The organism is Geomicrobium sp. JCM 19037 (assembly GCF_000698105.1).
In the GTDB taxonomy this organism is placed as follows: Bacteria; Bacillota; Bacilli; order Bacillales; family Marinococcaceae; genus Geomicrobium_A.
In genome coordinates, this window is record NZ_BAWZ01000049.1 from 1 (window position 1) to 26,523 (window position 26,523).

Here is a 26,523-nt window from a genome sequence, read left to right on the forward strand (position 1 = left end):
AAATTCTCCAATCGGTTCACCGAATATAGGGAAAAGCAACGAGACAATTAATGCAATGAGCAAGGATAGAACGACGATAATACCAACAGCAACCATTCTTTTTAGAGAGGGGTGGGGAAGTTGATACGCTTTATTCACAGCCCGTATTACAGCGAAGGAGCCGAGCATCGTCAACCAGATTGTTGCTAGTGTACTAATAGAAAGTGTGTTCGTCCGCTGTTGGTCCAATACATCACTAAGAGTAACTGCGATAAAAGAATACAGATTCTCAGGAATGTAAGGAGCGATAAATTGAAACACATCTTCTGTACTCACCGGAAAAAAACTAATCAAACTAAGGATGACGAGCAACAATGGAAAGAAGGCGAGAAGAAAATAGTACGCCATCTGCGCGGCAACATCGAATAACCGTTGCTCCCAAGTCGTGCGGATCATCGTTTTAACAATTCCCATTCATGCCATGCCTCCTTAAGTGTTTTCATTATATGTAGTTTAGGCATATTCTGGCAACGACAAACCCTTATGAACCTTTACCCCATTTGTTTCTAAGTAAATAGACGAGCGGAATGGACAATAACAAACATACCCCTACAACGATGTAGCATCTTGAACAGCAAGTAACCCAGAGGGGAGATGATAGTTCCCGTTGGCAACATGATGTGCCTTCGAGCTTCAAAGAGCATGGATAAGAGCACGACACTGATGACTTTCATCATTTGACGGCTTACATTGTTGAGTGCGGTTCCAGCAGGAAGATGATTTGCCGGCAAAGCATTAAGTCCTGCGGTAGTCACGGGAGTGTTTACGAACCCGTTTGCAAACCCATGCAAGATGAGCAAAGCAATGAGAAAAGCTGGTTGCAAGTCTGCCAACGAGTAAGCGATGCCGAAGGTGGCAATACAAATTAAAACGACTCCCGTCATGATGACAGGGTACGGCCCTTTTTTGTCGAGAATTCTGCCACCAATCGTCATTGAGATGCCCATGGATAGCGCTTGTGGAAAGAGAAGCAACCCGGCGTATAATGCAGACAAACCGTAAATGTCTTGAATAAGAATCGGAATGAGCAAAAGTACAGAAAACATGGCGATCGTACTGTTTGCGAGCAGCAATAAACTGGCAGTAAAAATAAAGTTCTTTAAAACACGAATGTCGAGAAGCGGTTCATCGGTACGGAGTTCATGTAACACAAACCCAATCAGGAGTGCAAAACCTAATCCAATCATAAAGTACACAAACCCATTTTGAGTACTTTGCAATGCGTCTACGCCGACGAGCAGTCCAATGATTCCGCCGCTCACGAGCAGAAACCCTAGCCAATCGAAGCTTACACGTTCGGAATCCCCGTCTTTCGTAAGAAAATAGATAGCAAGAACGAGTGACAAGAGGCTCGTCGGAACATTCATTATGTACAGCATTTCCCAAGAAGAGTACTCAAGGATAATTCCACCTACCGTTGGACCGATTGTAGGTGCAATCATAATGGCGACTCCCCAAATCCCCATTGCAAACCCACGTTCATTTTTGGAAAAATGCTTAAATATGAGCATCATTCCAATCGGCATAATCATTCCGCCACCTATGCCTTGAACGAGTCGAAAGCCAATCATACTTGTGAAATCCCATGAAAAGGTCCAGCAATAGACCCGACGAGAAATACGAGTGTGCCGAGTAAGAATATTTTCTTGGACCCGACTCGTTTTGATAAGTAACCTGTTAGCGGCATCACAAGTGTCATGCCCAGTGCAAAAGCCGTAATGATCCATTGACCCTCTACGGCAGTTAATGTGTAAAGCTGCATAAAGTGGGGGAGGGCTACGTTCATCAGGCTATTATTTAAGACGACAGTAAATCCTGCAAACAAAGCAGCAATTAATACACCCCACTTATTACGATTTGATTGGAGTGGTTGGTTATCGTTGTTTTCACTCATTGTTTTCTCCTCCGATGCTTTAATTCGTTAATCGAAGTATTACGCACAATTATACCAAAACAAGAGAAAACGAGCTATTGGAGTTTTTAGAAATGCGTGGCTACTATATGGTGAACTAAAAAAATTCATTCGCTTTTGATGTTGAAACTGCATCAAATCTCCGTTTTCTTAGAACGGCGCAAGAAATTCTATAACCCCTTTCTGTCACAAAAAAAAACGCACGTCGCATGAGTCATGCCGACGTGCGTTCAATTTATCTTCGGCACAAGAGGTGCCGATGGTTGCTAGCTCTTGAGGCGCGCCGAAAAGTAGCGTCTCGATTCATAAAGAGATTTTATTTGGATGGTTACTTACAATGGGTAGATTTCCTCTAATTTAAATACGGATTAGGCTGAATCTTACCATTGGTGATCCTATGGTAAGATTTCTAGCTTCTATGGTTAGATTTTCGGCCCGCCCACGCGCGTGACAATGCTATCGAATTTACCTAGAGGAGGGTAGGAGAGGAATTTTTCTCTCCTATAAATTCCGAAAGTTTTAACCACATCGCAAACCGAATTCTAGTCAGCTGAAGATTCGTCGTTTACGCCTTTGAATAATGACCCAGCGATAACGACCACTAGGAGAAGAAATCCAATTGCATAATAAATGCTGCCACGACCTGCGTAGTCAATCAGTATACCCCCAGTAACAGGACCTAGCATACTGCCTAGACTAAATGAGATGGCTATTAGCACATTTCCAGTCGGCAGAAGTTGTTTAGGAACAAGGTCAGCCATATACATGAGACCTAGCGAATAAAAGGAACCTAACAAACCACCGGCAATTAGGAAAGCCAATGTGACTGCTCCTAAGTGCTGCTCATAAAAAGGTATGGACAGGAATATCACCGCGCCTAAAAAAGCGAGTGTAAGTAATACCCGTTTCCTTCCGAGGCGATCACTCACCAAACCAAGTGGAATTTGTGTGACAACCCCACCGATGACGAAGGCGGGCAGCATGAGTGATATCCACTCAATATCGATGTTCATCCGCATTGCATAGATAGGATAACTTCCATGGATCGCAGCTTCCATAAATCCAAATGTTAACGGTGGTAAAAACGCAAACCATGCCCACTTGATGACGAGCCAATACCGGCCCAAAGTTCCAGATTGTTGAGCAGTTTCAATTACATTATCCGGCCATTCGTTTTTAAGTTTTAACATGATTAGCCAAACGATCGCGCAAAAAAGTGCAGCACTAATAAAAGGTAGACGCTCATCAATGGCAAGAACGTGAGTCATGAGAGGCCCACCTGCAAACCCTGCACTAAACGCCAAGCCATAGATCGCAACATTTCGTCCCCGTACCGCTTTACTGCTCGTCGATGTAATCCATACTTGGGTTGAAAAATGCACCATGTTATCGGCAATGCCTATGATTAGCCGTAGAATAAACCAAAGCCAAAAGCTTTGCCAAAGGGGAAAGAGTAAAAGGGTGATGATCACACAGATCAAACCAATCGATATGACCGGTTTATACCCAAACTTTCGAACCGGATGTTCAATGAATGGTGAGGCAATCAGGACACCGATGTATAGTGCAATCGCATTTAACCCATTCATCGCTGAAGAGTACCCTGCATCTTCTAAAAGAATGGCTAAAAGAGGTAAGAGCATGCCTTGGATAAAGCCTGCAACAAATACCATAATAATAAGCATCGTAAATCGAAAAGCAGGTTGATTATTCTGATGATTTTCCATAAGTTGCACCTCGGTTTGAACGAACGTTACTTCGTTATCGTAACGGATTGTAATTAGAAAAGGAAGAGGTGAATTCGTTGTCCGAAGGTGGACTCACTGGTTACAATAGAGTCATGATGAAAGAGGAGGCATTTTCTAATGAAATTCACAATTAAAAACGAAGAAGCATTTGAAACAGACGTTCCCTACGGACCTCTTGTCATATCGGGTGACGATGAGTATGGGTATCGTCCGTACCAGTTGCTCGTCTCAGCAATTGCAGGTTGTAGCATTAGTGTTTACCGTAAGATCTTACGCAAAAGAAGAATTGAGTTCGCTGATCTTATTGTTGAAGCAGACGTAACGAGGAATGAAGAGCCTCCGAATGACGTTCAACAAGTTCACTTGCATTTCACGATCATAACGGATGATTCGTCTGAGGAACAGTTAGAAAAAATGATGCATGTTGCCGCAAAAAATTGCCCGATTGTACAATCCGTTACTCCAGCTATTGAGGTAAAAGAAACGATAACGGTACAAAGAAGTAAATAATGTGAGTTTTGCCCCTAGACTGCGATACGCATCTGGGGGCTTTTAACATGGAAAGAAATAAAACATGTTCATGGATAAAACAAAACCACTTCGAAAACAATATAGAGAAATATAGCTTTTTGGAGGGGTACTATGAAACCTTTTCTATGTGCGGCAGTTGGGGTCATCTTAAGTTCATTAGTGATGACACCTCTTGCAAGTGCTGCAGAAGATGTAAAGGAAGAGTCGTTTGATAAACCGGAGTACGTATACAGTATTTCAAGAGAGAATACTCACGAAAATATGACGAGAGAGTTGCCATATTTGCAGCCGGCAGAGCTCACCACTCGGCTTCAAGAGACGAGTGATGTGATCATCGATAACCCTTCTCTGATTTCGTTATTGAATGAATCGTCGATTAAAGACTCTAAACTTGCGTTTGGTGTGAATGCTTCAATCTATTTAGGTCCATGGGCGCTCACTTACGAGTCTGATGAAACAACAATGAACTGGGAGTATGACTTAATCAACACGAACGAGTTGGATAATCGCGGTGGAGATACAGTCGGCAAGCTTTCATATACTCAGACAGAAAATAAACTCGTGGAAGGGGAGCTGTCTAGTCCCGTGCCACAGCAAGAAGATGTGCAAAATATGATGAGAATAAAGGCTACTGAAAAAACATCACTACCGCTTTCATTCCATGCTAACATTGGGAACCAAACAACGGCAGGACCAATGTATCAAGTACAACCAGATCAAAAAGGTGTTGTCACAAGTTATGTTCCCGCAGTTCATGATCAGGGCACGGTCACTTACGGAGAAGTATACGTGACCATTAAAGGATCAAAGCCGGCAATTGTCATTAAAAACATTCAAGAACAACAAGTTGATGGCTGGATTCCAGTGAAAGACTATGTGACGTTAAAGTACCATAACGGATAAAACTAAAGGTGACTGGTGCGTTTTGTGAAGTCAACATCGGGATAGTACGCATTTTTAACGAGTACATTTGGGCCGAGACATTTGACAGAAGGGCAATGGCAGGACACGGAATTAGACAAGGCGGTTTGTTGCCAATCAGCAAACGCATCTTCGAGCTTAGTATGTTGGACATTCCCTAATTTCGGTTCATCTCCAAAGTCTGTGACGATAATATCGCCGTCAAAGATATTCACGTTCAAACGATTTCTACCGTCAGGGTCATTTCGGACGGATACATTGTGGCTCTTATTCAATCGCTCAATAAGTGCAACGTCATCTTTATCATCATTGCAAGCATAAAAAGGCAATGTACCAAAAAGCATCCATGTGTTTTCGTTACGATGATCGAGTAAGCGATGAATGCCACTTCGTATTTCAGAGAGTGAAGCAATCGGTAATTTTGAAGCAAAATCACTCGGATACATTGGATGAACCTCGTGTCGCTGACAACCCATGCTTACAATCTGATCGTGAATGGCTTCTAAGTGGGGCAGGGTGCGAGCATTCAGCATTGTCTCAGCGGATACAAGTACGCCTCGGTCTGTCAATGCCTTTGCGTTCTCCACCATCCGGTTGAAGAACAGCTTACGCGTAGCGATGCTAGGTGGTTTCTCCATTTCTTGAAAACCTATGGAAATGAAATCATCCACACTGCCGTAGTTATGGGAGATATGTAAAACATCTAAGTAGGGGAGAATTGGTTCATATTGCGCTAGCGGCAACGTTAAATTCGAATTGATTTGAGTGCGCACCCCACGCTCATGTGCGTAACGAAGCAGAGGAACAACGTACTCGTCTACCGACTTCTTAGATAACATCGGTTCCCCGCCTGTAATGCTTAATGCACGTAAATCGGTACTTCTTCAAGTCGACGAAGCAACAAGTCAAGAGGCAGTGCTTTAGGGTCACGTTTGCTTAACATATATCCAACTGCGCAATGCTCACAACGCATATTGCATAACGTTGTTGTTGTAACTCAATGTTCGTTAATGTTGGCTTACCAAATTCAATGCGGTCTTGATACGCTTCCCACGGATCGTTGTCCGGGGTAATGGCGATATTTTTCTGTAGTACCATAAAAGACTCCTTTATACGATCTGAACTTCAAACAAAGAAAAAGCAGTTCTATTTTAGCATAGATTTGTGCGGATTGTGACTTTGGAAGAGAGGGTGTTTGTCATGCGGGATATATGGAAACGAGTGATTCTAGGCGCGTTTGGGTTTGTGATGCTCGCTTCTTCTGTTCACGCAGAAGAATCTTTTGGTTGGAATTTTAACCCTGCAAAAACAATGAGCCACCATCGACTGAGCCAATGTATGAAAAGTGGCTGGATCAATATAAAGGTTACTACATCGGCAATACAGACGAGAAAGAGTTATATTTAACGTTTGATAACGGATACGAAAATGGGTTTACTGCACCCATTTTGGATGTGTTGAAAGAGCGCAACGTTCCTGCAGCGTTTTTTGTTACCGGCCATTATGTAGAATCTGAACCTGATCTTATAAAACGTATGGCTAAAGAAGGACATATCGTTGCTAATCATTCGTGGAGTCATCCTCATTTTCCTGACTTGTCGGATGAAGAAATTAAAGTTGAGCTCGAGCGTGTTGAGAATGCGTATACGCAGCTTACTGGAAATGCCATGCACTATGTAAGACCACCGAGAGGAACATTTAATGAGCGTACACTTGATGCTGCCTTAAAGTTAGGGTACACACACGTTTTTTGGTCGTTTGCTTACGTAGATTGGAATACAGATGATCAAAAAGGGGAGCAATACGCGTACGACAAAATCATGGACCGCATACACCCTGGCGCGATTGTATTGCTTCATTCTGTATCAGAAGATAATGCCCTTGCACTTGGTCGAGTCATTGATGATCTAAAAGCGCAAGGGTATACCTTTAAAAGTTTAGACGATCTAACGGGCAAACGTTCATCATCCCCGTTAATTAATGCGAGAACAAGCGCGTATTTAGACGATCAGCAATCGTTTGTAGCGTCGATAAATCCGTGACATCAAATGCAATATTTTCTTTTGTCCTGACGACGAGCTTACCGTCGTCTTCTTTTTTTCCAAGTGTGAAACTTAAAGACCCTATGTATTCATCACCATCCGTATCAGACGCAATTACGGGTTGGTGGTTTGATACATGAAGAGCAGCGTAATGAATATACTGCACACTTTCCACAAGTGTATCGACTGTGTTTTTTAGTATTTTAGGTTGGTCATTTGTTTTTTCAAGATCAGCGACAATTTTAATCGCTGCCAAGTCTGTAGCAATTGACAAGTGAATCCCTCCAATAATTTAAGCTAATCTCTATTCTATCAAAGGTTGGACACGTGCTTGGCTAGTAAGTTTAGGAAATGATGTTCAAAAAAAACACTCATATTCAAAAAACGTTCATATATTTCCATATAGTTCGCTCTGCACATCGTGTACACTAGAGAACAGACAGGGATTAGGAATTTTGTAATTGGGGGATTTTCCAATGGCAACTGTTTTGTTGACCGCTTTTTTTATTGCAGGGGTGTTTACCGCATATACGACGTTTTTAATGTTTGTTACTTGGCCAAAGCGTAAAGAAAATCGCTATAAACACGTGAAGTTCTTCTCTGCGAGTTTCGTTTCTGCAGTCGCTTTTTTCTTTTTGTTCTTCTTTACATCCGACAGTTCTGAATTTATGCCAACTGAAACCATTTATGCTACACCGGATTCGCTTTCAACCGTTGAAGAAAAAGCAACATGGCATATCGTTTCTGAGCTGGGGCAAGTGACCGTGGATAACAATGAAGTGATTCGAGACCTTGATTATGTAACGAACTCAGAAGAAGATTTCACGCAATTATATGCAACGTTAACGACCGAAGACAATGTAACGACAGATCTAATTCGCTCATCAACACTCAATCGATCCGCTCGAGTACTTCAAAGGCTTTCTCAAATTGAAGATGTTGATCTCATTCACTTACAATGGGATTTTTATTATGAACCAGAATTCGGGCCTGGAGACTTTGATACGATTGTGAAGATGACCGTTTTTAATGAGCATTTACAAAGTCTAGAATGGGAAGATGTAGGCGATCTTGATGTTGAAGAGATCGCATCTGACTACTGGGAGAAACCAGAGTTGAGCGTGAGTTCAACGAATGATTAGTTTAAGAGTATAGAAAAACGGGGCTGTCTCAAAAGCCTATAAAGTAAAATCGGAGTACAGAGCGTTTATGATCTGTACTCCGATTTTTGTATGTATGTTCTTTCTGTATAGCGTTTTGACGAGCAAGGCATTGTGACTGATGGGAACAAAAGGAGTGCTGGAAGAGGCCTCGCAGGTCATAGAATGAACGAAAGAAATTCATTGGATGCAAGAATGTAGAGATTCAATCGTAATTTCATACGAATGGACCGCTATGACAAAAGCGAAATTACTCCAATAGTGTTTATACCGGGCGGGGCAAGGCATGGTTTGCAATGTGCGCGCTAGTTTCCACTTTCTGCGATCAAGTTTGCTCTTTTTAGCAATTTTAGCGCTCATTTCGAAAAACTTGCACGCAGTTTGCTCCAACTGGAGCGCAGATTGGTCTAAACCTAACACCTTACGACCGATCGGTCCCGCTCGCGCCGAAAGAATTTTGGGTCTTCAAATCAATGTACGGGGCAGCGAGTGCGACTCAATCTTCATGGCGTTGTGGTGACGAATGTGAGCATCGTTTTGGAACTAGATTGCCGTTCATTTTCTTTAAAGTGCTGAATCTACTTCCATTAACGGAAGTTTGGAAGTAGATGCCGATCGATTGGAATCAGAAAGAGGCAAAACGGTCACATATGAGTGAATCTGACTCCAATCGGTGATCTTTGGAACTAGGTCGCCCATTCCGCACGGGAATTCGGTCAACTTGGTCGGTGCGAATGTGGAAAACCCTAGCATAAAACCATGGATTGGCAGCATTTTGACCTCTGGTGTCGCCCTTGTGCTCTGGAGTGTCAAGAAAACACGATGGACGTCCTTTTGGGCCATTGATGTCGCCTTATAGTATGGACAGCATCCACCTGCAGTGGAAATCAATAAAACACATTGGTTTTAGCTATCGGGAAAGCTGTAACTGATTTGAGTTGAGAAATTCATTCATAAAAAAAGGCTGTCCCAAGGTCTGTGCTAAGACCTTGGGACAACCCCCTTTTTTATAGCAATACTTATTCGTCTAAATCAGCTGGGTAGACTCCATTTTCATCATGAATCTCACGACCACTAAGTGGGGGATTAAATACACATACCATTCTTGCGTCTTCAATACCGCGTAGTAAATGCTCATCATGCTCGTCCAAAGCATAAAGTGTGCCCGCTTTGATCGTATGCACTTTATTGTCGCTTAACGTAACGACTTCTGCGTGACCTTCAATGCAATAAACGGCTTCTAAATGGTTTTGGTACCAAATGTGTGTTTCTGTACCTGCACGAATAATCGTGTCATTTACAGAATAGCCCATGCCATCTTTTTTCGAGATGAGACGACGACTTACCCAATTCCCACCTTCAACTTCTTTATCTGTACCTAGAATATCTTCTAACTTAACAACTTTCATGTTGAGTCCTCCTTGACTTGGTTAAATAACGATTTAAGAAATGAAAAAGAAAGAGGAGGTCATCTCCTCTTTCTTGAGTAGATGGAGTTACGCCAAAGCTTTCTCAATGGCGACATCTAGTTTGTCGAGCCCTTTTTGAAGCCCTTCTTTATCAATGGTTAACGGTGGGAACAGCTTAAATACTTCATCATTAGGTCCAGCCGTCTCCATAATTAAGCCCTCTTCAAAAGCCTTTTCGGCAACTTTGGAAGCGAGGTCTGGAATGTCCGTTCGAATTCCTTGGATAAACCCTCGACCTTTTAGCTTACCTTCAAGTGCTGGGTATTTCTCTATCATCGTGCTTAAGAAGTCTGTAATCATCGCAGATTTCTCTTTTATTCCTTGTTCAAACGCTGGATCTTTCCAGTAGTCTAGCGCTGCTGTTGCGGTAACGAAGGCTAAGTTGTTCCCTCTAAATGTACCGTTGTGCTCACCTGGTGCCCATTTGTCTAGTTCAGGGCGGAAGAGGGTGAGTGCTAGAGGTAGACCGTACCCTCCAATTGATTTGGAAAGACAAACAATGTCAGGTTTAATGCCTGCCGGCTCGAAGCTAAAGAATGAGCCCGCTCGACCGACACCCGCTTGAATGTCGTCTACAATGAGAAGCGCACCGATGTCTTTTGCGACTTTCTCAATTTCTTGGAGCCATTCGATGCTGGCCGCATTAAGTCCACCTTCACCTTGAACGGTCTCTAAGATAAGTGCAGCTGGCGCGTCTACGCCACTCCCATTCGTATCGAGGAAACGACGAATGTATTTTATTTGCGTTTCAACTGGCTCATCCACATAACGGTCATATGGCATGACGGTTGCGTTAGATAATGGAACGCCTGCGCCTTTACGCTTGAAGTCATTTGACGTTACGGCAAGAGAGCCGAGTGTCATGCCGTGGAAGCCATTTGTAAAACTGACGACGTTTGTTCGTCCCGTAATCTTTCTTGCGAGCTTAAGGGCACTCTCGACGGCGTTCGTGCCCGTAGGTCCAGGAAACATCACTTTATAAGAGAGATCTCTAGGCGCTAGAATCGAAGATTGGAAAGTCTGTAAAAATTCACGCTTTGCTTTAGAAGCCATATCGAGGGAATGACTAATTCCATCTTCTTGAATATATTGAATTAATTTCTCTTTCATATAGTCATCATTATGACCGTAGTTCAATGCACCTGCACCTGAGAAGAAATCAATATATTCTTTGTTATCTTCGTTGTATAGTTTGTAGCCTTTTGCTTTGTGAAATACAGTTGGAAAACTTCTGCTGTAACTTCTAACCTCAGATTCTAGTTCTTCAAATACATTCATGGTGTTTGTTGTCATTACAGGTGTGATCCCCTTTCAGTTATACCAATATTATTTATCGCGCAAAATCGGACCAATTTTGAAGGAAAGCTCTGCTTCATGTTGGTCTCCCGGGAACAAGTCTTCGGAGAAGCATTCCGACACGTGACAAGCTGTGTCGTTCTTTCTCGCTAATCGCCGGAACAGCTTTTGCGAAGCGTCGTTCGATGGGGTTACAGTTGCTTCAAGATATTGAACTTCTGAGCATGCTGTACGTTCAAGCATTTCATTAAGCATTCTAGATGCGAGGCCACGACCACGTTGAGAACCATCAACGCCGACTTGCCAAACAAATACTGTATCTTGACGTTCAGGCAATATAAAGCCTGTAACAAATCCTACAAGTTCATCATTTTCTTTAACGACCACACATGTTTCAGAGAAGTATTCAGCCATCATCAGATACTTATAAGAAGAATTCAAATCCAACCCTAACTTCTTAGCCAATTCCCACATGCGTGCGCCATCTTCTACTGTTGGTTTAGAAAAAACCAGGCTTCTTTCTCCGTAATTGGAGTTACAGCCATATTCTATCATCACCTTCTAATTTAATTTACCTACCTGCTCTTCCATAACCGTTATCTGCGTCGTTTAAACCACTTTTTAGAAAAGAATTACGGAAAAGTACTGTTAGATACGTATCAAATTGCCTACGTTATAATGATAAGTATGTTCTGATAAAAGATCAAACGGCTTTAAATGTGCTGAGAAGCGATTAATTCCGTTTAAGCGTAATCGCGTGCTCTCGCTTCATGGTTCAATACGTATTGCTACCGATTCGAACAGAATGCTCATATGTATATTAAGATTATGACAAAATGCATCAGCAAGTTGCTGTGAAAGGCGGATCTTGCCAGCTGTTGTGGTGCTGATCAACGTTTTGGAGGCGATTGAAGAGTGTGAGAAGGTATATATCCGCATTTCATCCTTGTTAAGTCTCGATCTACGATGTAGCTATTTATGAAATGCTTATCAGTGTTGTTTGAGGTAAAGGAGGGTGTAGTGTAAGCCAAGTGTTTAGGAACGGTTTGTATTCATAAGAATTCGGCATGGAATGTTGGTACACTATCCGGATACCCAAGACTTAATAGTGAAGCAAAACGATAATGAACTTTTAAGATTATCGTTTTCATTTAGGGGGCGTGCCTTCCCTGAATCAAATGAGAAGGTGCCTAGAAGTCCGAGCTTTAGGCACCTTTTTGGTCTACTTGAAAATATCATCTAATGCGCTCTCTAGCGTTGGGTAATGGTATGTGTAGCCGAATTGTTCTGTTTGTGTCGGTACGACACGTTGCCCTTTAACGACAAGGTCACTCATTTCTCCGAGCATTAATCGCAACATAAATCCAGGAACTGGTAACCAATGAGGACGTTTTAACACGGTTCCCATTGTTTTCCCGAAATCTTTCATTTGCAATGGTTCTGGGGCGGTAAGGTTCATGACTCCCCGGCACTGTTCGTTCAGAAGTGCATACAAAATCATTTCTGCAGCATCTTCATGATGTACCCAAGAATACCACTGCTTTCCATTCCCAATTGGCCCCCCAAAACCTAAACGATAAGGAAGCATCATCTTCGGCAGTGCACCGGTAGACTTGTCTAAGATAAGCCCCATTCGACCAATAACTAGCCTCGTAAGGTCATCCGCTTTTTCGGCTTCTTTCTCCCATTCCATACAAACTTCTTGGAGGAAATAAGGTTCCGCGGGTCTGCTTGATTCATCAAAAGTCTTTGTTTCCGAGATGCCATAATACCCTATGGCTGACGTGCTAAAAAACACCGAAGGAGCTTTCGGCAAGGATTTCATAATTCGGACGCACTCACGAGTAGCGTCAATACGGCTGTTAAGAATAGCCTTTTTATGATCCCTTGTCCACGCTTTGCTAATTGAAGCCCCAGCAAGATTTACAATCGCATCTACGTTCTCCAACGACTTTTCAGGGTGAGAGCCGTCTAACCAGTTCACATATTGAACGGATGGTTCGTTCTGTTTGTTTTCGCTGTTTCTTGTTAAAATGGTTACAGTATGTCCTTTTTCGGTTAGTTTTCTCGTGAGGATTGATCCGGCCAGGCCGGTTCCTCCGCTTATGACTACGTGCAAAATGCTCAACCTCCCATATGTTAAAACGTTACGAATCGTTATATGTCCCTTTACCCTTCATAGCTTCTACTCTAATCTCAAAAAGGAGAAGAAATGAAAATAACAAAGATTTCCATCCAAAAAAACAATAAAGAACGCTATAATGTTTTCGGCTCTCTTAACGGACAACAAGAGCAGTTTGTTTTTGGGGTTCACGAATCTGTACTTATTAAGCATCGGCTTCAAAAAGGGACGACACTTACAGATGGACAGATGAAAGAAATTCAAGAAGAAGATCAACTAGCATTTGCTAAGTCGTATGCTTTATCTTACGTAAGCCGAAAAATGCGTACGGAAACAGAAGTTGAAAACGTTTTGGTTGATCAAGAAGTACCCATGCAAATGATTGGAGAAGCGATCGCCTATATGAAGGAACGCGGGTATATTAACGATGAAGAATATGCCCGTTCATATGTGAACTATACGATGAGTACAACGAATAAAGGACCGAATCGGATTAAGATGTATCTCCAAGATAAAGGCGTGAAAGACCAATGGATTCAACGTGCGTTGGAAATTTATACGTACGATCAACAGCTTGAGACAGCTCGTGCAGTCGTAAATAAAAATGACCGAGTTGATCGTGATAGTATACAAATGCGTAAGAAGAAGCATACCGATCGGCTATCGAGGCAAGGGTTCACATTTGATGTTATTCAAGAAGCACTCGCTCAATTTGACTGGGACAGAAGCGACGAAACAGTGGCATTAGAGAAGATTGCCGAGAAACAGTTAAGAAAGTTACAACGTAAGTACGAAGGACGAGAATTGGAGCAAAGATTTACTCAACAGATGATGCAGCGAGGATTTCAATATCAAGAGATTCAAGCGTATCTAAATAAACAAACCGATATGGAGGAATAGTCATGGAGCAAAGATATGGAGATATGACCCGTCAAGAATTATTAAGGGAAGTGGCAGATTTAAATGAACGCGCCCAAAAAGCAGAACAAAAAGGGATGGTTAGTGAATTTGCCGTCCATGCGAGAAAGAAACTAATCGCACAATCTTATTTGTTAGATAAAAAGCAATATGTACCGGGACAACGTTACCGGATTGAAGGAGAAGAAGAGAGTCGTTTATTAATTTCGTATTTAAAAGGGGTTTTTGCGTGGGGGTACCGTGATGGAGAAACAGAAATGACAGCGATTCCCATCTCTTTGTTAATCCGAAACGAAACGTGAGTGCACTTGGCCACTCACGTTACATTAATTAATTCTGCTTTCTTTTGATTCTTTCTCGTTGATTGTTGCAGCTTGTTCTCAAGTTTATTCTGGTTGTAAATCCATCCAGTAAATGAGCCAAGTATTTTTAGTTGTTCATTTAATCTTACAACCGTGACGAATGGATAATACCCGCCTGAACGATAGCGAAGGTCTGTGAATTCGACTTCATACCCGTAAGGCTTTTCTTTCACATTCCAGCGATAAGCTGGGGAGAAACTTAGAAAAGCGATGAGGTTTTTGTCCTTCAATGCGGCAACGAGAACACGATCTTGAGGGATCGGTTCAAAAGGATAACTTTCTAAATAACGGATATTGCGGTTTTTGTACGTAGCAACATGCAGATGATTTCTCGTACGAATGACCAAGTGATACTCGGACCAACGAATGGTCGGGGAGATAAACACGTGGCTCGCATGTGGGTGACGTTTCCGTGCTGTTCGTACAATGCGGTTTCGGACATGAATTCTCCACATGTAATATATGACAAGTACCGCATAAATGATTAAGAATGTTATGCCTGGGTGAGCGCCGAACATCCACAGTATAATTCCTAGCAAATGGGCGCCGAATAAAAATGGATCGAAAATATTAATGGCACCTAATGCAATCCACTTATTCTTAATTGGAGCGAGTGCTTTCGTACCATAAGCGTTAAAGATGTCAACAAAAACGTGAACACCTACAGCAATGAGTGTCCAAGTCCAAAGATGAAGCAGATTGGCAGCGGTACAAAAGTGAATATCACAACCGAGATCAAAACCGACCACAATAAAACTGCAGGCAACGAGTGGGTAGCCCCACGATGGTTTTTTATATAGGTTGCGTTGTTTTTCATCTTTAAGACGGTATCTAAATCAGGTGCTTGAGAGCCGAGCATAATGCCGACAACGGCAGCTCCAAATGTCACTTGATCTTGTGCAACGACTGGGTCAAGCGTGGCAAGTCCGCAAAGTCCGACCCCCATGACCACGTGCGTAGCTGAGTCCATACTCGGCATTTCCTCCTTTTGAAAGCCATTATAATATTTTACACTAGCAAAAAAACTGAAAACCGTAAACTATCATTCAGGAGTGTTTTCAAACGATGAAACAAAATGTAAGTGTATTTATTGAATACAAAGTCGTGAACCGCCCGGAGCAATACGAAATACTGATGCAAGAGATATCTAAAGAACTACTAACGGCATATGACGCGAGTCATCATCGTTGGTTTCAAGCAGTTGACCAGCCAGGTTTATACGTGGAGTGGTTAGAAGTGGGGAACAAAGCGACTTATGAGAGGATAAAAAGCGAACGTAGAGACCGTGATCATCCTGTATTTGGTCAACTTGCCGCCCACATACACAAACCATTAGAAACGATAAACTGTTGGGCTTTTAATGAAAAGAGGCTTTAGAATGAATGAATTTAATGTTGGAGCATTTAACGACGCATTGCTATCATGGTATGAAGGAGAGAAGCGCACGTTACCGTGGCGTGAAGGAAGAGACCCGTATCATATTTGGGTTTCTGAAATCATGTTGCAGCAGACGCGCGTCGATACTGTCATTCCTTACTACGAGAACTTCATCTCTAAATTCCCAACCGTGACGGAACTTGCTAATGCTGATGAAGAAGATGTACTCAAAGCTTGGGAAGGGCTCGGTTATTATTCTCGAGTGAAAAATTTACAGTCAGCAGTGCGTGAAGTCCATGCAAACTACGGCGGAGTTGTTCCAAACGATCCTGATGAGTTTGAGCAACTCAAAGGCGTAGGCCCTTATACGAAAGGGGCTGTCATGAGTATCGCTTATGATTTAAAAGTGGCTGCAGTTGATGGAAATGTGATGCGCGTGCTCGCTCGTGTATTTGATATACATGAGGACATCAGTAAACAAAAAACACGTAAGAAATTTGAAGAAATCGTTCAGCAAATGTTAGAAACAGCGCCGCCTGCAGACTTTAATCAAGCATTAATGGAATTAGGAGCACTCGTATGCAAACCGAGAAACCCTGATTGTACAGTGTGCCCAGTAGCAACCGAGTGCCGAGCTCTTCAAACAGGAACGGTTTATGAACTTCCAGTAAAAGCGAAAAAAGCGAAGCCACGGCAATCCGGTATTCATAGTGCGATTCTTGTTGACGAGAACGATCGAGTGTTAATTGAAAAACGACCGTCTACAGGGTTGCTCGCCGATTTATGGCAGTTCCCGTCTGTTGAGGAAGAAAAATCGTTATCCGCTTTTTTAGAAGAGCGTTACGGATTAAAACCACAACTGCAAAAAGAGGAAGAAACGTTTCGACACGTGTTCTCACACCTCATCTGGACGGTTACTCCTTTTACTGGTTATATAGATGAAAGAGATATAGCCGACAGTTCCAAAGAGACAATGTGGGTACACAAAGACGAACTACATCGGTATAGCTTTCCAGTCGTGCACCAAAAAATCAAAAAGCATTTCGTTGGTGTATAATCCTATTCGTCATTACTCATTAAGGTTGGCTTCATGCTCTCCATTTGTTCTCTTGTTTCGTGGGTGCCAAGAGCATAAATCTTCTTGTACACTTCGTTTAAGCCATGTTGCATTTCCGCACCATCATCAACGGTGTATTTTTCGTTGAAGTGTCGAAAAGTAAACAAGTCTTGCAATTCCATATCGTGAGCTTGCACTTCTTTCAATAGTGTGCGAAGCTCTTGAACTTCTGTGTCGCTGGCTTCGATCTCAAATTGTATAAGCCACTGTCTTCAATGTGAGTTACAGCTAAATCATCCATACTAATCGGATTTAAGTTCACATAATACGTTGTTTTCTCCACACTAACCACTCCTTTTATTAGCAGTTACTATGCACAAAAAGGGAAGGTTATGTGCCGTCGAGAGTGGTTATTTTTTCAATTCAGCTAATACGTCTTTCGTTTCCTTCGTCCCGTACTGTTGGAGCAATGCGTACAACGAGCCAATTTCATTTTCCGTCGCTTCTTTATCACGGTCTGCCTTTCTTTCATTAAAAAAGGTGAGTACATCTCCGCCTTCAAGATCGTGGTTTTGAATGGCAATCAGTGTTGATTCAAGTTTGTGGCGTTCTTCAGGAGTGACTAAGACTTCATATTGAATTGAATTGTCGTCGACTTTAATGTCAGAAAGCGTCAACATGCTTTGGTCTAACGTGACGTAGAATTTTTCTCGTTCCATACTTGAAACCCCCATCTCAATAAAGGCTGTTTCGTTCACTAATACCCATATTTGAATGTGATTAATCTAAAAATCAATATATAATCAATCTAAGGAGGATGATTGACATGGAACAAAAAGTAGCACTCGTGACAGGATCAAGTCGAGGAATTGGGAAGTATACAGCCATCCAACTAGCCAAAGCAGGATACGATGTGGTCGTTCACTACGCAAGAAGTAAAAAAGAAGCTGAACAAACCGCTGAAGAAATAAAGTCCATTGGGCAAGATGTTTTGATGGTGAAAGCGAATTTAAACGATACAACAAAGATTAATGATTTATTTGACCAAATTGAAGCGCACTTTGGTAGGTTAGATGTGCTCGTGAACAATGCAGCATCAGGGTCTTGAAGCCGGCAATGGAACTTACTGAAAGCCATTGGGACTGGACGATGAATATTAACGCGAAAGCGATGCTGTTTTGTGCGCAAAAAGCGGCACCACTTATGCAGAAAACCGGTGGAGGGAAAATTGTTAGCGTGTCATCATTAGGGTCCATTCGAGTGTTAGAAAACTATACTGCCGTCGGTGTATCTAAATCAGCGGTGGAGTCACTCACAAGATACTTAGCAGCTGAATTTGCATCCATGAATATTCGTGTGAATGCCGTGTCAGGTGGGGTCGTTGATACAGACGCGTTAAAGCACTTTCCAAATCGCGAAGAATTACTTTCTAGTTCTGGTGAAAAAACGCCAGCAGGTCGAATTGTTGAGCCAAAAGACTTGACGGACACGATGATGTTCCTTCTTTCTGATGAAGCAGAAATGATTCGCGGCCAAACGATTATTGTTGACGGTGGGATTTCTCTTTTAATGTAATTTTAAAAGATGTGTATATTACACTACTACACGGGCATCTTAAGCCGTGTGGAGGTGATAGCTATGCCAAAGAAACAAAACCAACAACAACAAGACCAGCAACAACAAAATCAAAACTATCAACAAGAATTTGCGAATGAAACAGATGCGCAAGAAGTTCAGCAACAAAACCAAAAATCTAAGCAAAAAAATCAACAAAACAATCAACAAAACAACCAACAGCAATAAGGTTGAAGACGGGAGCGTCCATTACGGATGGCTCCCGTTTTTTGATGTTTATGAGAGGGGACAGACCGTGTATAATCGGGAAGTATAAGAGTACTGGAAATGAGGAGATGTAATGTTGCCAATCGAAGGAGATACAATAGAAATTAGAAGTTATAAACATAATGGAAGTCTCCATCGTGTTTGGGAGCAATCGACGGTCTTAAAAAGTACATCACAAGAAATTATCGGTGGCAATGACAAAATTATTGTCCAAGAAGGTAGTGGCCATGCGTGGCGGACGAGAGAACCGGCGATTTTCTATTTTCATCATCAAAAGTGGTTCAATATCATCGCGATGATTCGCAATGACGGAATTCATTACTATTGCAATATCGGCACACCTTGTGCTTATGATTCAGAAGCTTTGAAATATATCGATTACGATCTGGATATTAAAGTATATCCAGACAATAGCATGCAGCTGCTTGATGAGGACGAGTACGAGGAACATCGAAAACTGATGAAATACCCCTTCGACATTGAACAGAAAGTTGCCGAAGGGGTAGGGGAGTTAAAATCATGGATATATCAAGGTAAAGGACCATTTCAGGCTCAATTCGTTGAGCAATGGTACGAACAATTTCTTTTGCATCGTTAATTGTCATCAGGATTATGATAACTGAAGAAGCTTTCAACGAGCCGATCTAAGTGTTCCAAACGCTGATTATATTCAACGATGTGAGACACAATCGGTAGCAGGCTTAACCATTCATCACGACTAACCTCTTTATAATCGTAAGAGTCCATAAAGGAGTCTGTCAGTGATATGTTACCTTCATCGACTTCCTCGGCCATCGTCTCTGTCATTTGCGTATTTACTTTCCCGTCATATCTCATCAATATGCGTTCGTGGTAATTCGTCAAATGATCTAATTGTTGCTGAATGAGTCGTTGCATTTGTTCTGGTAAATGGTGATAAGCGTTCTCTCGGTCATCCAAATAGGAAAGAATGCCAATTTGTTCTTTGTTTACACTAATCATTTCCCGGAATAGGACGAGCTTTCGTGCTTTATTAAACTTGTTTTTTTGGAAATAGCTTCTTTCTTCCTTGTAAAGCAAGTACATCTGGTCCATCTCAACGAGTTCTTCTTTTGAAGCTTCAAGGTCTTTTCTTCTGGATTGAATGTTCGTGTCATGTCGTGTCGTTAATCGAATCCACCTCGACGTATTTTCCGCCATTGAAGACACTTTTTTGTACAACTTCTCTTCGTATTTCGGCGGTATAAACAACAAATTAATGAGAAATGCAGAAAAGACACCAACCATAATGAGACCAAAACGGGAGAGGGAATACAATACATATTCATCGTTAGGGGCACTTCCCATAATGATAATGATTGTGACTAACGTTACTGGAATGGTTGTGGACTCCAAATTCATCTTCATAATTATGGCGATGGCAAGCATGACGACGACACCGATGACAAAGGGTTCGTGACCGAATGCTAAACCAAATACAATCGCAAGAATTGCACCAATGACATTTGCCTGCAATTGTTCAAGGATGGTCTGATACGTCTTATATATGGAAGGTTGAATTGCAAAAGCTGCCGTTAAACCGGCAAAGAATGCAGGTTCCAACCCTAGCCACTCCGCCGCATACAAGGCGAGCATGATGCTAAACCTGTTTTAAAGATCCGGGCGCCTAATCGCATGGGCAGCGGCGCTCCTTTCGTAACTAATCCAATGGATGTTCAGCGTTTTTTTCATACATTTTCTTTGCTTCTTCGGCCGGTTGCCTTTCAATGAAGTAGAGGATGGCAGCTTTACATAATCCCAAGTCGCAGTGGCAGCTAAAGTTCCTGACACTGCGTGTCCGGCAACAGGAAAGACAAGTTTACTCAAGGATCTAGACAGTTGTCGAAAAGCAAAGGCTGTACCAACATTGGCCCCGACAGCTCCAAGAAACTCAACGAGCGTTTTTCGGTTTAACTTACGACCAGATATATAGGCAATAGAAGCGACCATAGAAAGTTGGATACTCGTAATGACGGGTAAGTCAGCAAGGGGTATCGGTTGTGCTCCTACGCCTAAGGAAATAGCGGAAGCGCTTTTCCCAATCGTCTCAGCGATTTTCACTTGTATGGATTTTGCTTTCGTAATACGTGCCCACTCCATCACGTGTTATTGGGCAGCTGTTCGAGCAAAAAATCAATAAGCCGGTGAATGTTCCATCTGCGGTCATACACAATTCTTCCATTTTCAAACGCTAGGTAAGCACAAACAGGCAATACGCCAGCGATGTCGTTAAACTGCTTGGCTAATAACTTCTCTAAATGGGCTGTTGCTTGTTGAATCGCTCGTTGCTTGGAATCTCCAAATGGAGGAGTATGATCGTATATCGGATCTAGTTCATCAACTTGGGTTACAATTCCCACGATCGGTGGAACGTAATCATGCTTTTCTTTAATTTGCTGTTGCAGTGCTTTTAGTTGCCCAATGTCTTCTTGAATGCGACTGTCAACTTCTTTTGCTTTAATTAAAAATAAAATTGCATCTGGATATTTGTTTGCTAACGCTTCTTCCCACGTTCGTTCTTCGCTCATTTGAAAGCGGTCAGAAGCCCCTTCGCCAAAGCCTCTCGTATCTAAAACTTCCATTATCGTCTCGTTCGTCTTATCTGTATACGTATGCCACGAAGCACGCTCAGTTTCAGCAGTTACACTGCCTACATCAGCAACTTGATCTTGAAAAATTGCATTAATGAGTGTGGACTTGCCTGCCCCTCTGCGGCCAACGATTGCAAACTTTGGAGGCCGTGTATCGACGAGAAGGTCTTCCAGCTTTTCGATCTCTGGAAGCACTTTTCGTTTAATGTTGGCAGGCAATTTTGGCACAAGCCGATCGCGCATCATCCGAAGTGATTGGTCAAATTCAAGGCGTTGGTCATCGGGGTTCATTGTCATCACACTCTTCTCAGTTTGTTTTTAATTCACCCATTGCTTCATGGACAATCGCAATTGTATCCTGAATGTCCTGCTCCGTATGAGCGGTTGTTAAGAACCAAGCTTCATATTTTGATGGAGCTAAATGCACACCGCGTTTTAACAAAGCGTGGAAGAAGGCTGAGAATTTTTCGGAATCGGTGTTGGAAGCATCGTCGTAATTCTCAATGCTCGTTTGGGTAGTGAAATATACAGTCAGTGCCCCGACGAGTCGATTGATAACGATATCAACGCCATGATCATTTGCTGCGTTTCGAATCCCTTCTTCTAATAGTTTACCCAAATGATCCAAATGTGAATAGGTCTCTGGTTGTTCTAATACTTCAAGGCATGCAATGCCTGCGCTAATTGATGCAGGGTTTCCAGCCATTGTCCCGGCCTGGTATGCAGGGCCATTCGGAGCAATCTGTTCCATAATATCGACGCGGCCTCCATAAGCTCCGATCGGTAAACCGCCGCCTATAATTTTGCCAAAAGCGGTTAAGTCAGGTGTTACACCTAAAAGGTCTTGAGCGGCCCCGTAATGAAAGCGAAAGGCCGTAATAACTTCATCATAAATGACGAGTGCACCTGCATCATGCGCTAGACGATTCACTTCTTCTAGAAAACCTTCTTTTGGTTCTACAATGCCAAAGTTTCCTACAATCGGTTCGACGAGAACAGCTGCAATATCATCTCCGAAAGCGTCTAGAGCTTTTTTTAGCGATTCGGTGTCATTAAAGGGGACTGTAATGACTTCTTTAGCGATATTTTCTGTTACACCGGCCGAGTCTGGTGAGCCCAACGTTGATGGACCAGAGCCGGCTGCTACAAGAACTAGATCAGAATGGCCGTGATAACAGCCTGCGAATTTAATAATTTTATTTCTTCCTGTATAGGCTCTTGAGACACGAATCGTCGTCATTACAGCTTCTGTTCCTGAATTAACAAACCGTACTTTCTCAAGAGAAGGGATGGCTTGTTTTAGCTTTTTTGCAAAGGTGTTCTCAAGAGCGGTCGGCGTCCCATATAGCACGCCATTTTCCGCTGCAGTTTGAATCGCTTTTGTTATATGAGGGTGTGCGTGTCCAGTAACGAGCGGACCGTAAGCGGCAATATAATCAATGTAACGATTTCCATCTACATCATATAAATAAGCGCCGGCTCCTCGCTCCATCGTAATGGGTGTACCACCACCAACCCCTTTAAATGAGCGTGATGGACTGTTTACGCCACCGACGATATGTTCATTCGCTTCTAGATAATGCTTTTTGGATGTTTCAATGTTCATCGTGATCTACCTCCACATGTGTTCTACTGTTAGTTTACCATTCAATGATTCGACAAACACGAAAAACGAGATCATAATATGAGGTAGAGATTACTATATGTAGAGAATGGAGCGATTGAACATGGACTTAACAAATCAAACGGCACCAGAATTTTCACTTGAAGCGCATGATGGAACACGTGTATCTCTGAGTGATTATAAAGGCAAATACATTGTTTTGTATTTTTACCCAAAAGATATGACACCAGGATGTACAACCCAGGCGTGTGAATTTAGGGATGCACTTCCAGCATTAAATGATACAGGGGTTGTCGTTCTTGGCGTGTCACCTGACTCAGTGGATCGGCATGTGAAATTTGTTCAAAAGCATGACCTGCCCTTTTTATTAATAGCGGACCCAGAAAAACAGGCCGCAGAAAAATACGGGGTATGGCAATTGAAAAAGAACTTTGGAAAAGAGTACATGGGCATCGTGCGCTCCACGTTCGTCATTAGTCCTGAAGGAGAAATTCTTAAAGAATGGCGTAACGTTCGTGTCAAGAATCATGTAGCGGACGTACAAGCGTTTATAGAGTCCGTGCAAAAATGAGGGGCCAAACAAAAGTTGTTCTTACTGGGACATTGCCGAAGCAGATGTACGATGATTTAACAAACAAGTTTCCCGAAGTTTCTTTTCTTATGTTTGAAAGTCAAGAAGATGCGGACAATGAATTGAAGAGTGCTGACGTTTTGTTTGCCTTAGGCAAGGGGCCGTCTGAGGACGTCATTAAAGATGCAGACAATCTAAAGTGGTTAATGACGATTTCAGCAGGTGTTGACCAACTTCCCCTCGGTGCACTCCAAAAGCGTGGAGTGAAGGTAACTAATGCCAAGGGAGTTCATGAGGTTCAGATGGGTGAATATGCGATGCATGCCATGTTAGATTATGCACGAAGTGCAAAGAAAACCGTACAATATCAAACAGAAGGTTTATGGCAAAAACCTGACATGATGGAACTTTACGGAAAACACGTTCTTTTTCTCGGGACGGGAGCAATTGCAAAAGCAATTGTTCATCGTGCAACCGCTTTTGGTATGACATGTAGTGGTGTGAATACGAGCGGTAAACAAGTTACTGAGTTTCAAGACGTTGCGATGTTTAATAAAGTGGGTCGTCTCCTAAGCAAAGCAGACTTTGTGATTAATCTGCTGCCGCTCACGGAAAACACAACGTATTTAATTGATCAAGACTTTTTTTGCTCAGATGAAATCTTCAGCAGTCTTTATTAATCTTGGTAGGGGAAAGACAGTCGTGGAGGAAGATTTGGTAAGTGCAGTTAACAATCAGTCAATTGCGCATGCATATTTGGATGTGTTTCATGAAGAACCATTACCAAAAGAGCACCCTTTCTGGCAACATGAACGAGTGCGTATTACCCCGCACTTAGCTGGCATATCTGAACATTATGTTGAAAGACTGTTGCCGATTTTCATTCACAACCTTCATGTCTTTGAAACCGGAGAAGGATCATGGCAGAATCAAGTGAATATTAATGAAGGTTATTAATGATCGTTTTTGATATAATAGAAGAAAGAACGATTGTACGGACAGTAGAATGGAGGTTGTGTTATGAAATTGCTCGTTTGCATCATTAATGATGTTTATAGAGACCACTTAGAAAAAGTATTGCAAAAAGCGGGTTATCGAGTGACCGAACTTGCCAGCAGTGGTGGCTTTCTTCGAAAGGGCAATACAACGTTCCTGATTGGTTTTAAAGATCAAGACTTACAGGAGCTGAACAAAACGATGCAAAAAGCATGTGAAGAGTTAGAGAAGAAAAAGAAAATAGATGTGAATAGCAAGTATCGCTACACGTCGTTTATCATGAATGCTTCTCAAAGTGAAGAGTGGGCTTCCCGCTTTAGTAATGCATAAAACCCTTGTGTTGACAAGTTTTTTAGTGTCCGTTACACTAAATTATAAGAATTACAATGTAATAACTGGTCTATGAAAGTGGGTGCAGGCGATGACAAACGAACGCCTTCAGCACGCGGTTGAGTCATTAAAGAAGACAAAAGTTCGTATGACACCGCAGCGTCATGCTATTTTAGAATTCTTATTTGAGACAATGACGCATCCTACAGCTGATGAGATCTACAAGGCGCTTGAGGGCAAGTTCCCGAACATGAGTGTAGCCACAGTATATAACAATTTGCGAGTGTTTAAAGAAGCGGGATCGTAAAGGAACTCACATATGGAGATTCTTCAAGCCGATTTGATTCAATTACGAACAATCATTACCACATTATCTGTAATGATTGTGGGAAGATTGTAGACTTCCATTACCCTGCGTTAGATGAAGTAGAAACACTAGCAGAGCATGTGACGAATTTTGAAGTGAAATCTCATCGCATGGAGATATATGGGAAATGCCCGCAATGTAGAAGTGAGCAAAATGTTGTTCATAATTAGATGCAAATAAAAAGAAGGAGCCGATTCGGTTCCTTCTTTTTTATTTGGGTTGAAATGATTTGCGGTTATATCTTGGATCGAGCTCTTTGCCTTCAAGAGACTTGTCAACGGTGAGAGGTTCATTGCAATGCATACAGGCATCTACCCGTCCGAGTATTTTTGTATCTTTTTCACAGCTTGGGCATGTGACATGAATGGTTTTCATCGACTGCATGCCAATCCATAAGTAAACAAGAGCACTCGACATCACAGATAAGAAGCCGATAATCATCGCGATCGACATTAAGATTGGATTTTCTCTAAACACAAAAATCGCAATGTACATAATGAAGATCCCAATAAATATAAGCGCCATTGCAAATGTACGAATTCGATTAATCTTCGCCACCAATAATACCTCCTGGCTTGTATTCACAATTTGTCCATTTGATTATATCATATAAGAGTGTGGCGACGGAGTGAAAGGAATATGAACGTTTGAAAATTAATTTTAAAAAAGCATTGACTCATTGTAGAAGCTCATGGTAAATTATTAATCGTCGCTAAAACAGCGCACACAAAAAACACTCAAAACTTCACTTCTAAAAAGTAGTTGACGGTGTAGCGGAACACATGATAAATTAGATAACGCCCCAAGAAACGGTGAAAAACAACGAAAAAAAGAAATGAACAAAGTAGTTGACGCCGGGCGGCAAAAGTGATAAGATAGAAAAGTCGCCAAAACAGCGACGGAGCAATTATTGCCCTTTGAAAACTGAATGAAAGATAAGCGAATTAAAGCAATAAAAGCTAGCGCTTCTATTAAAGAAGCACGAGCCTCGTTAGCACCCCCGTGCTGACGAAAAAAGGAACACTTTCAATGGAGAGTTTGATCCTGGCTCAGGACGAACGCTGGCGGCATGCCTAATACATGCAAGTCGAGCGGACCCGAGGTGCTTGCACCTCAATGGGTCAGCGGCGGACGGGTGAGTAACACGTGGGCAACCTGCCCAACAGACTGGGATAACTCCGGGAAACCGGAGCTAATACCGGATAGGCTCTTTTTGTCACCTGGCAGAAA

30 protein-coding genes, 1 rRNA gene and 5 pseudogenes are annotated in these 26,523 nt (G+C 42.2%); 17 read left to right on the plus strand and 19 right to left on the minus strand.

The features are described 5' to 3' along the window. From JCM19037_RS19905 to JCM19037_RS19915, 4 genes are all read right to left on the minus strand, one after another. Positions 1-453 (minus strand): YhjD/YihY/BrkB family envelope integrity protein (locus tag JCM19037_RS19905; RefSeq protein ID WP_042404060.1); only part of this gene is annotated, 453 nt, incomplete at its 3' end. A 92-nt stretch (positions 454-545) separates the two neighbouring features. After that, entirely contained in the window at positions 546-1,610 is a 1,065-nt protein-coding gene (locus JCM19037_RS19910) for an MFS transporter (protein ID WP_052364121.1), read from the minus strand. After that, positions 1,607-1,933, minus strand: a complete 327-nt coding sequence (locus JCM19037_RS23615; protein ID WP_052364122.1) for an MFS transporter — start codon at positions 1,931-1,933, stop codon at positions 1,607-1,609. Before JCM19037_RS23615 ends, JCM19037_RS19910 begins: the two co-directional genes overlap by 4 nt. 560 nt (positions 1,934-2,493) lie before the next feature. Continuing rightward, positions 2,494-3,678, minus strand: a complete 1,185-nt coding sequence (locus tag JCM19037_RS19915; RefSeq protein ID WP_042404063.1) for an MFS transporter — start codon at positions 3,676-3,678, stop codon at positions 2,494-2,496. Between the two features lie 138 nt (positions 3,679-3,816). Between JCM19037_RS19915 and JCM19037_RS19920 the strand changes: the two genes are divergently transcribed. Together JCM19037_RS19920 and JCM19037_RS19925 are read left to right on the plus strand one after the other, a co-directional pair. After that, on the plus strand, positions 3,817-4,209 hold the full coding sequence (locus JCM19037_RS19920) for an OsmC family protein (protein WP_042404065.1): 393 nt from the start codon (positions 3,817-3,819) through the stop codon (positions 4,207-4,209). A 132-nt stretch (positions 4,210-4,341) separates the two neighbouring features. Further along, complete coding sequence (locus JCM19037_RS19925; protein WP_042404067.1) at positions 4,342-5,133, plus strand: YfkD family protein; 792 nt, start codon at positions 4,342-4,344, stop codon at positions 5,131-5,133. A gap of 2 nt (positions 5,134-5,135) precedes the next feature. On the opposite strand, the pseudogene yfkAB reads toward JCM19037_RS19925, so the two are convergent. Then, positions 5,136-6,249, minus strand: a pseudogene (gene yfkAB, locus JCM19037_RS19930) (radical SAM/CxCxxxxC motif protein YfkAB). 150 nt (positions 6,250-6,399) lie between these two features. On the opposite strand from yfkAB, the pseudogene pdaA reads away from it, so the two are divergent. Next, positions 6,400-7,193 (plus strand): annotated as a pseudogene (pdaA, locus tag JCM19037_RS19935) (delta-lactam-biosynthetic de-N-acetylase). Here the strand turns inward: pdaA and JCM19037_RS19940 are convergent. Continuing rightward, positions 7,129-7,467: a hypothetical protein gene (locus JCM19037_RS19940; RefSeq protein WP_042404069.1), complete on the minus strand. Its 339-nt coding sequence runs from the start codon at positions 7,465-7,467 to the stop codon at positions 7,129-7,131. The pseudogene pdaA and the gene JCM19037_RS19940 sit on opposite strands and share 65 nt — an antisense overlap. A 202-nt stretch (positions 7,468-7,669) precedes the next feature. Between JCM19037_RS19940 and JCM19037_RS19945 the strand changes: the two genes are divergently transcribed. Then, the gene (locus JCM19037_RS19945; RefSeq protein WP_042404072.1) at positions 7,670-8,335 is read left to right on the plus strand and encodes a hypothetical protein; all 666 of its coding nucleotides are present in this window, start codon (positions 7,670-7,672) and stop codon (positions 8,333-8,335) included. A gap of 1,037 nt (positions 8,336-9,372) precedes the next feature. On the opposite strand, the gene JCM19037_RS19955 is transcribed toward JCM19037_RS19945, so the two are convergent. From JCM19037_RS19955 to JCM19037_RS19970, 4 genes are all read right to left on the minus strand, one after another. Continuing rightward, positions 9,373-9,762: an ectoine synthase gene (locus JCM19037_RS19955; protein ID WP_042404076.1), complete on the minus strand. Its 390-nt coding sequence runs from the start codon at positions 9,760-9,762 to the stop codon at positions 9,373-9,375. 87 nt (positions 9,763-9,849) lie between these two features. Beyond that, positions 9,850-11,115 carry a diaminobutyrate--2-oxoglutarate transaminase gene (gene ectB / locus JCM19037_RS19960; protein WP_042404078.1) on the minus strand — a complete coding sequence of 422 codons (1,266 nt, stop codon included), beginning with the start codon at positions 11,113-11,115 and terminating at the stop codon, positions 9,850-9,852. A 33-nt stretch (positions 11,116-11,148) separates the two neighbouring features. Then, positions 11,149-11,673 carry a diaminobutyrate acetyltransferase gene (ectA, locus tag JCM19037_RS19965; RefSeq protein WP_042404082.1) on the minus strand — a complete coding sequence of 175 codons (525 nt, stop codon included), beginning with the start codon at positions 11,671-11,673 and terminating at the stop codon, positions 11,149-11,151. Between the two features lie 667 nt (positions 11,674-12,340). Further along, positions 12,341-13,237 carry a TIGR01777 family oxidoreductase gene (locus JCM19037_RS19970; protein ID WP_042404086.1) on the minus strand — a complete coding sequence of 299 codons (897 nt, stop codon included), beginning with the start codon at positions 13,235-13,237 and terminating at the stop codon, positions 12,341-12,343. 93 nt (positions 13,238-13,330) lie between these two features. Between JCM19037_RS19970 and JCM19037_RS19975 the strand changes: the two genes are divergently transcribed. Together JCM19037_RS19975 and JCM19037_RS19980 are read left to right on the plus strand one after the other, a co-directional pair. Beyond that, positions 13,331-14,140: a RecX family transcriptional regulator gene (locus tag JCM19037_RS19975; protein ID WP_042404089.1), complete on the plus strand. Its 810-nt coding sequence runs from the start codon at positions 13,331-13,333 to the stop codon at positions 14,138-14,140. A gap of 2 nt (positions 14,141-14,142) precedes the next feature. Beyond that, positions 14,143-14,460: a YfhH family protein gene (locus JCM19037_RS19980; protein WP_042404092.1), complete on the plus strand. Its 318-nt coding sequence runs from the start codon at positions 14,143-14,145 to the stop codon at positions 14,458-14,460. A 14-nt stretch (positions 14,461-14,474) separates the two neighbouring features. Here the strand turns inward: JCM19037_RS19980 and JCM19037_RS19985 are convergent. Continuing rightward, a pseudogene (locus JCM19037_RS19985) lies at positions 14,475-15,499 on the minus strand (metal-dependent hydrolase). 86 nt (positions 15,500-15,585) lie between these two features. Here JCM19037_RS19985 and JCM19037_RS19990 point away from each other — a divergent pair. Then, a complete protein-coding gene (locus JCM19037_RS19990; RefSeq protein WP_042404094.1) occupies positions 15,586-15,897 on the plus strand; it encodes a hypothetical protein in 312 nt (103 codons plus the stop codon). A gap of 1 nt (position 15,898) precedes the next feature. Then, on the plus strand, positions 15,899-16,954 hold the full coding sequence (gene mutY / locus JCM19037_RS19995) for an A/G-specific adenine glycosylase (protein ID WP_238544832.1): 1,056 nt from the start codon (positions 15,899-15,901) through the stop codon (positions 16,952-16,954). 2 nt (positions 16,955-16,956) lie between these two features. On the opposite strand, the gene JCM19037_RS27875 is transcribed toward mutY, so the two are convergent. The 3 genes from JCM19037_RS27875 to JCM19037_RS20005 form a co-directional block, all read right to left on the minus strand. Continuing rightward, complete coding sequence (locus JCM19037_RS27875) at positions 16,957-17,160, minus strand: hypothetical protein (RefSeq protein ID WP_052364124.1); 204 nt, start codon at positions 17,158-17,160, stop codon at positions 16,957-16,959. Beyond that, on the minus strand, positions 17,157-17,297 hold the full coding sequence (locus tag JCM19037_RS27880; protein ID WP_238544833.1) for a hypothetical protein: 141 nt from the start codon (positions 17,295-17,297) through the stop codon (positions 17,157-17,159). Before JCM19037_RS27880 ends, JCM19037_RS27875 begins: the two co-directional genes overlap by 4 nt. Positions 17,298-17,364: 67 nt before the next feature. Next, on the minus strand, positions 17,365-17,673 hold the full coding sequence (locus JCM19037_RS20005; protein WP_042404096.1) for a hypothetical protein: 309 nt from the start codon (positions 17,671-17,673) through the stop codon (positions 17,365-17,367). A 107-nt stretch (positions 17,674-17,780) separates the two neighbouring features. Between JCM19037_RS20005 and fabL the strand changes: the two are divergent. The 3 genes and pseudogenes from fabL (at position 17,781) to JCM19037_RS20020 (ending at position 19,394) form a co-directional block, all read left to right on the plus strand. Then, a pseudogene (gene fabL, locus JCM19037_RS20010) lies at positions 17,781-18,529 on the plus strand (enoyl-[acyl-carrier-protein] reductase FabL). Positions 18,530-18,592: 63 nt separating this feature from the next. Continuing rightward, complete coding sequence (locus JCM19037_RS26090) at positions 18,593-18,757, plus strand: hypothetical protein (RefSeq protein WP_193744824.1); 165 nt, start codon at positions 18,593-18,595, stop codon at positions 18,755-18,757. Positions 18,758-18,869: 112 nt separating this feature from the next. Further along, on the plus strand, positions 18,870-19,394 hold the full coding sequence (locus JCM19037_RS20020) for a DUF402 domain-containing protein (protein WP_042404100.1): 525 nt from the start codon (positions 18,870-18,872) through the stop codon (positions 19,392-19,394). Here JCM19037_RS20020 and JCM19037_RS20025 read toward each other — a convergent pair. The 4 genes from JCM19037_RS20025 to JCM19037_RS20040 are packed head-to-tail and all read right to left on the minus strand — an operon-like array spanning position 19,391 to position 23,011. Beyond that, complete coding sequence (locus JCM19037_RS20025; protein WP_238544834.1) at positions 19,391-20,410, minus strand: aromatic acid exporter family protein; 1,020 nt, start codon at positions 20,408-20,410, stop codon at positions 19,391-19,393. The genes JCM19037_RS20020 and JCM19037_RS20025 overlap by 4 nt on opposite strands. A 15-nt stretch (positions 20,411-20,425) precedes the next feature. Next, positions 20,426-20,917: a DUF697 domain-containing protein gene (locus JCM19037_RS20030; protein WP_152549160.1), complete on the minus strand. Its 492-nt coding sequence runs from the start codon at positions 20,915-20,917 to the stop codon at positions 20,426-20,428. Further along, positions 20,914-21,702, minus strand: a complete 789-nt coding sequence (locus JCM19037_RS20035; protein WP_042404103.1) for a GTPase family protein — start codon at positions 21,700-21,702, stop codon at positions 20,914-20,916. Before JCM19037_RS20035 ends, JCM19037_RS20030 begins: the two co-directional genes overlap by 4 nt. Before the next feature lie 10 nt (positions 21,703-21,712). Continuing rightward, positions 21,713-23,011, minus strand: a complete 1,299-nt coding sequence (locus JCM19037_RS20040) for a glutamate-1-semialdehyde 2,1-aminomutase (RefSeq protein WP_042404104.1) — start codon at positions 23,009-23,011, stop codon at positions 21,713-21,715. 121 nt (positions 23,012-23,132) lie between these two features. Here JCM19037_RS20040 and bcp point away from each other — a divergent pair, with 121 nt between their 5' ends. The 5 genes and pseudogenes from bcp to perR all read left to right on the plus strand — a co-directional run bounded on the left by bcp (position 23,133) and on the right by perR (position 25,463). Beyond that, a complete protein-coding gene (bcp, locus tag JCM19037_RS20045) occupies positions 23,133-23,600 on the plus strand; it encodes a thioredoxin-dependent thiol peroxidase (protein ID WP_042404105.1) in 468 nt (155 codons plus the stop codon). Continuing rightward, on the plus strand, positions 23,597-24,280 hold the full coding sequence (locus JCM19037_RS28880) for an NAD(P)-dependent oxidoreductase (protein WP_042404106.1): 684 nt from the start codon (positions 23,597-23,599) through the stop codon (positions 24,278-24,280). Before bcp ends, JCM19037_RS28880 begins: the two co-directional genes overlap by 4 nt. Then, positions 24,255-24,557 (plus strand): NAD(P)-dependent oxidoreductase, encoded by a 303-nt coding sequence (locus tag JCM19037_RS28885; RefSeq protein ID WP_081829469.1) that lies wholly within the window; start codon positions 24,255-24,257, stop codon positions 24,555-24,557. The genes JCM19037_RS28880 and JCM19037_RS28885 overlap by 26 nt, the downstream gene beginning before the upstream one ends. A 63-nt stretch (positions 24,558-24,620) precedes the next feature. Next, entirely contained in the window at positions 24,621-24,926 is a 306-nt protein-coding gene (locus JCM19037_RS20060; RefSeq protein WP_042404110.1) for a cyclic-di-AMP receptor, read from the plus strand. Positions 24,927-25,017: 91 nt separating this feature from the next. After that, positions 25,018-25,463 (plus strand): annotated as a pseudogene (gene perR / locus JCM19037_RS20065) (peroxide-responsive transcriptional repressor PerR). Between the two features lie 40 nt (positions 25,464-25,503). Here the strand turns inward: perR and JCM19037_RS20070 are convergent. Continuing rightward, complete coding sequence (locus tag JCM19037_RS20070) at positions 25,504-25,851, minus strand: DUF2614 family zinc ribbon-containing protein (RefSeq protein ID WP_304412697.1); 348 nt, start codon at positions 25,849-25,851, stop codon at positions 25,504-25,506. A 468-nt stretch (positions 25,852-26,319) separates the two neighbouring features. Here JCM19037_RS20070 and JCM19037_RS20075 point away from each other — a divergent pair. Next, positions 26,320-26,523: ribosomal RNA gene (locus tag JCM19037_RS20075) — 16S ribosomal RNA — on the plus strand; the annotation flags it as partial.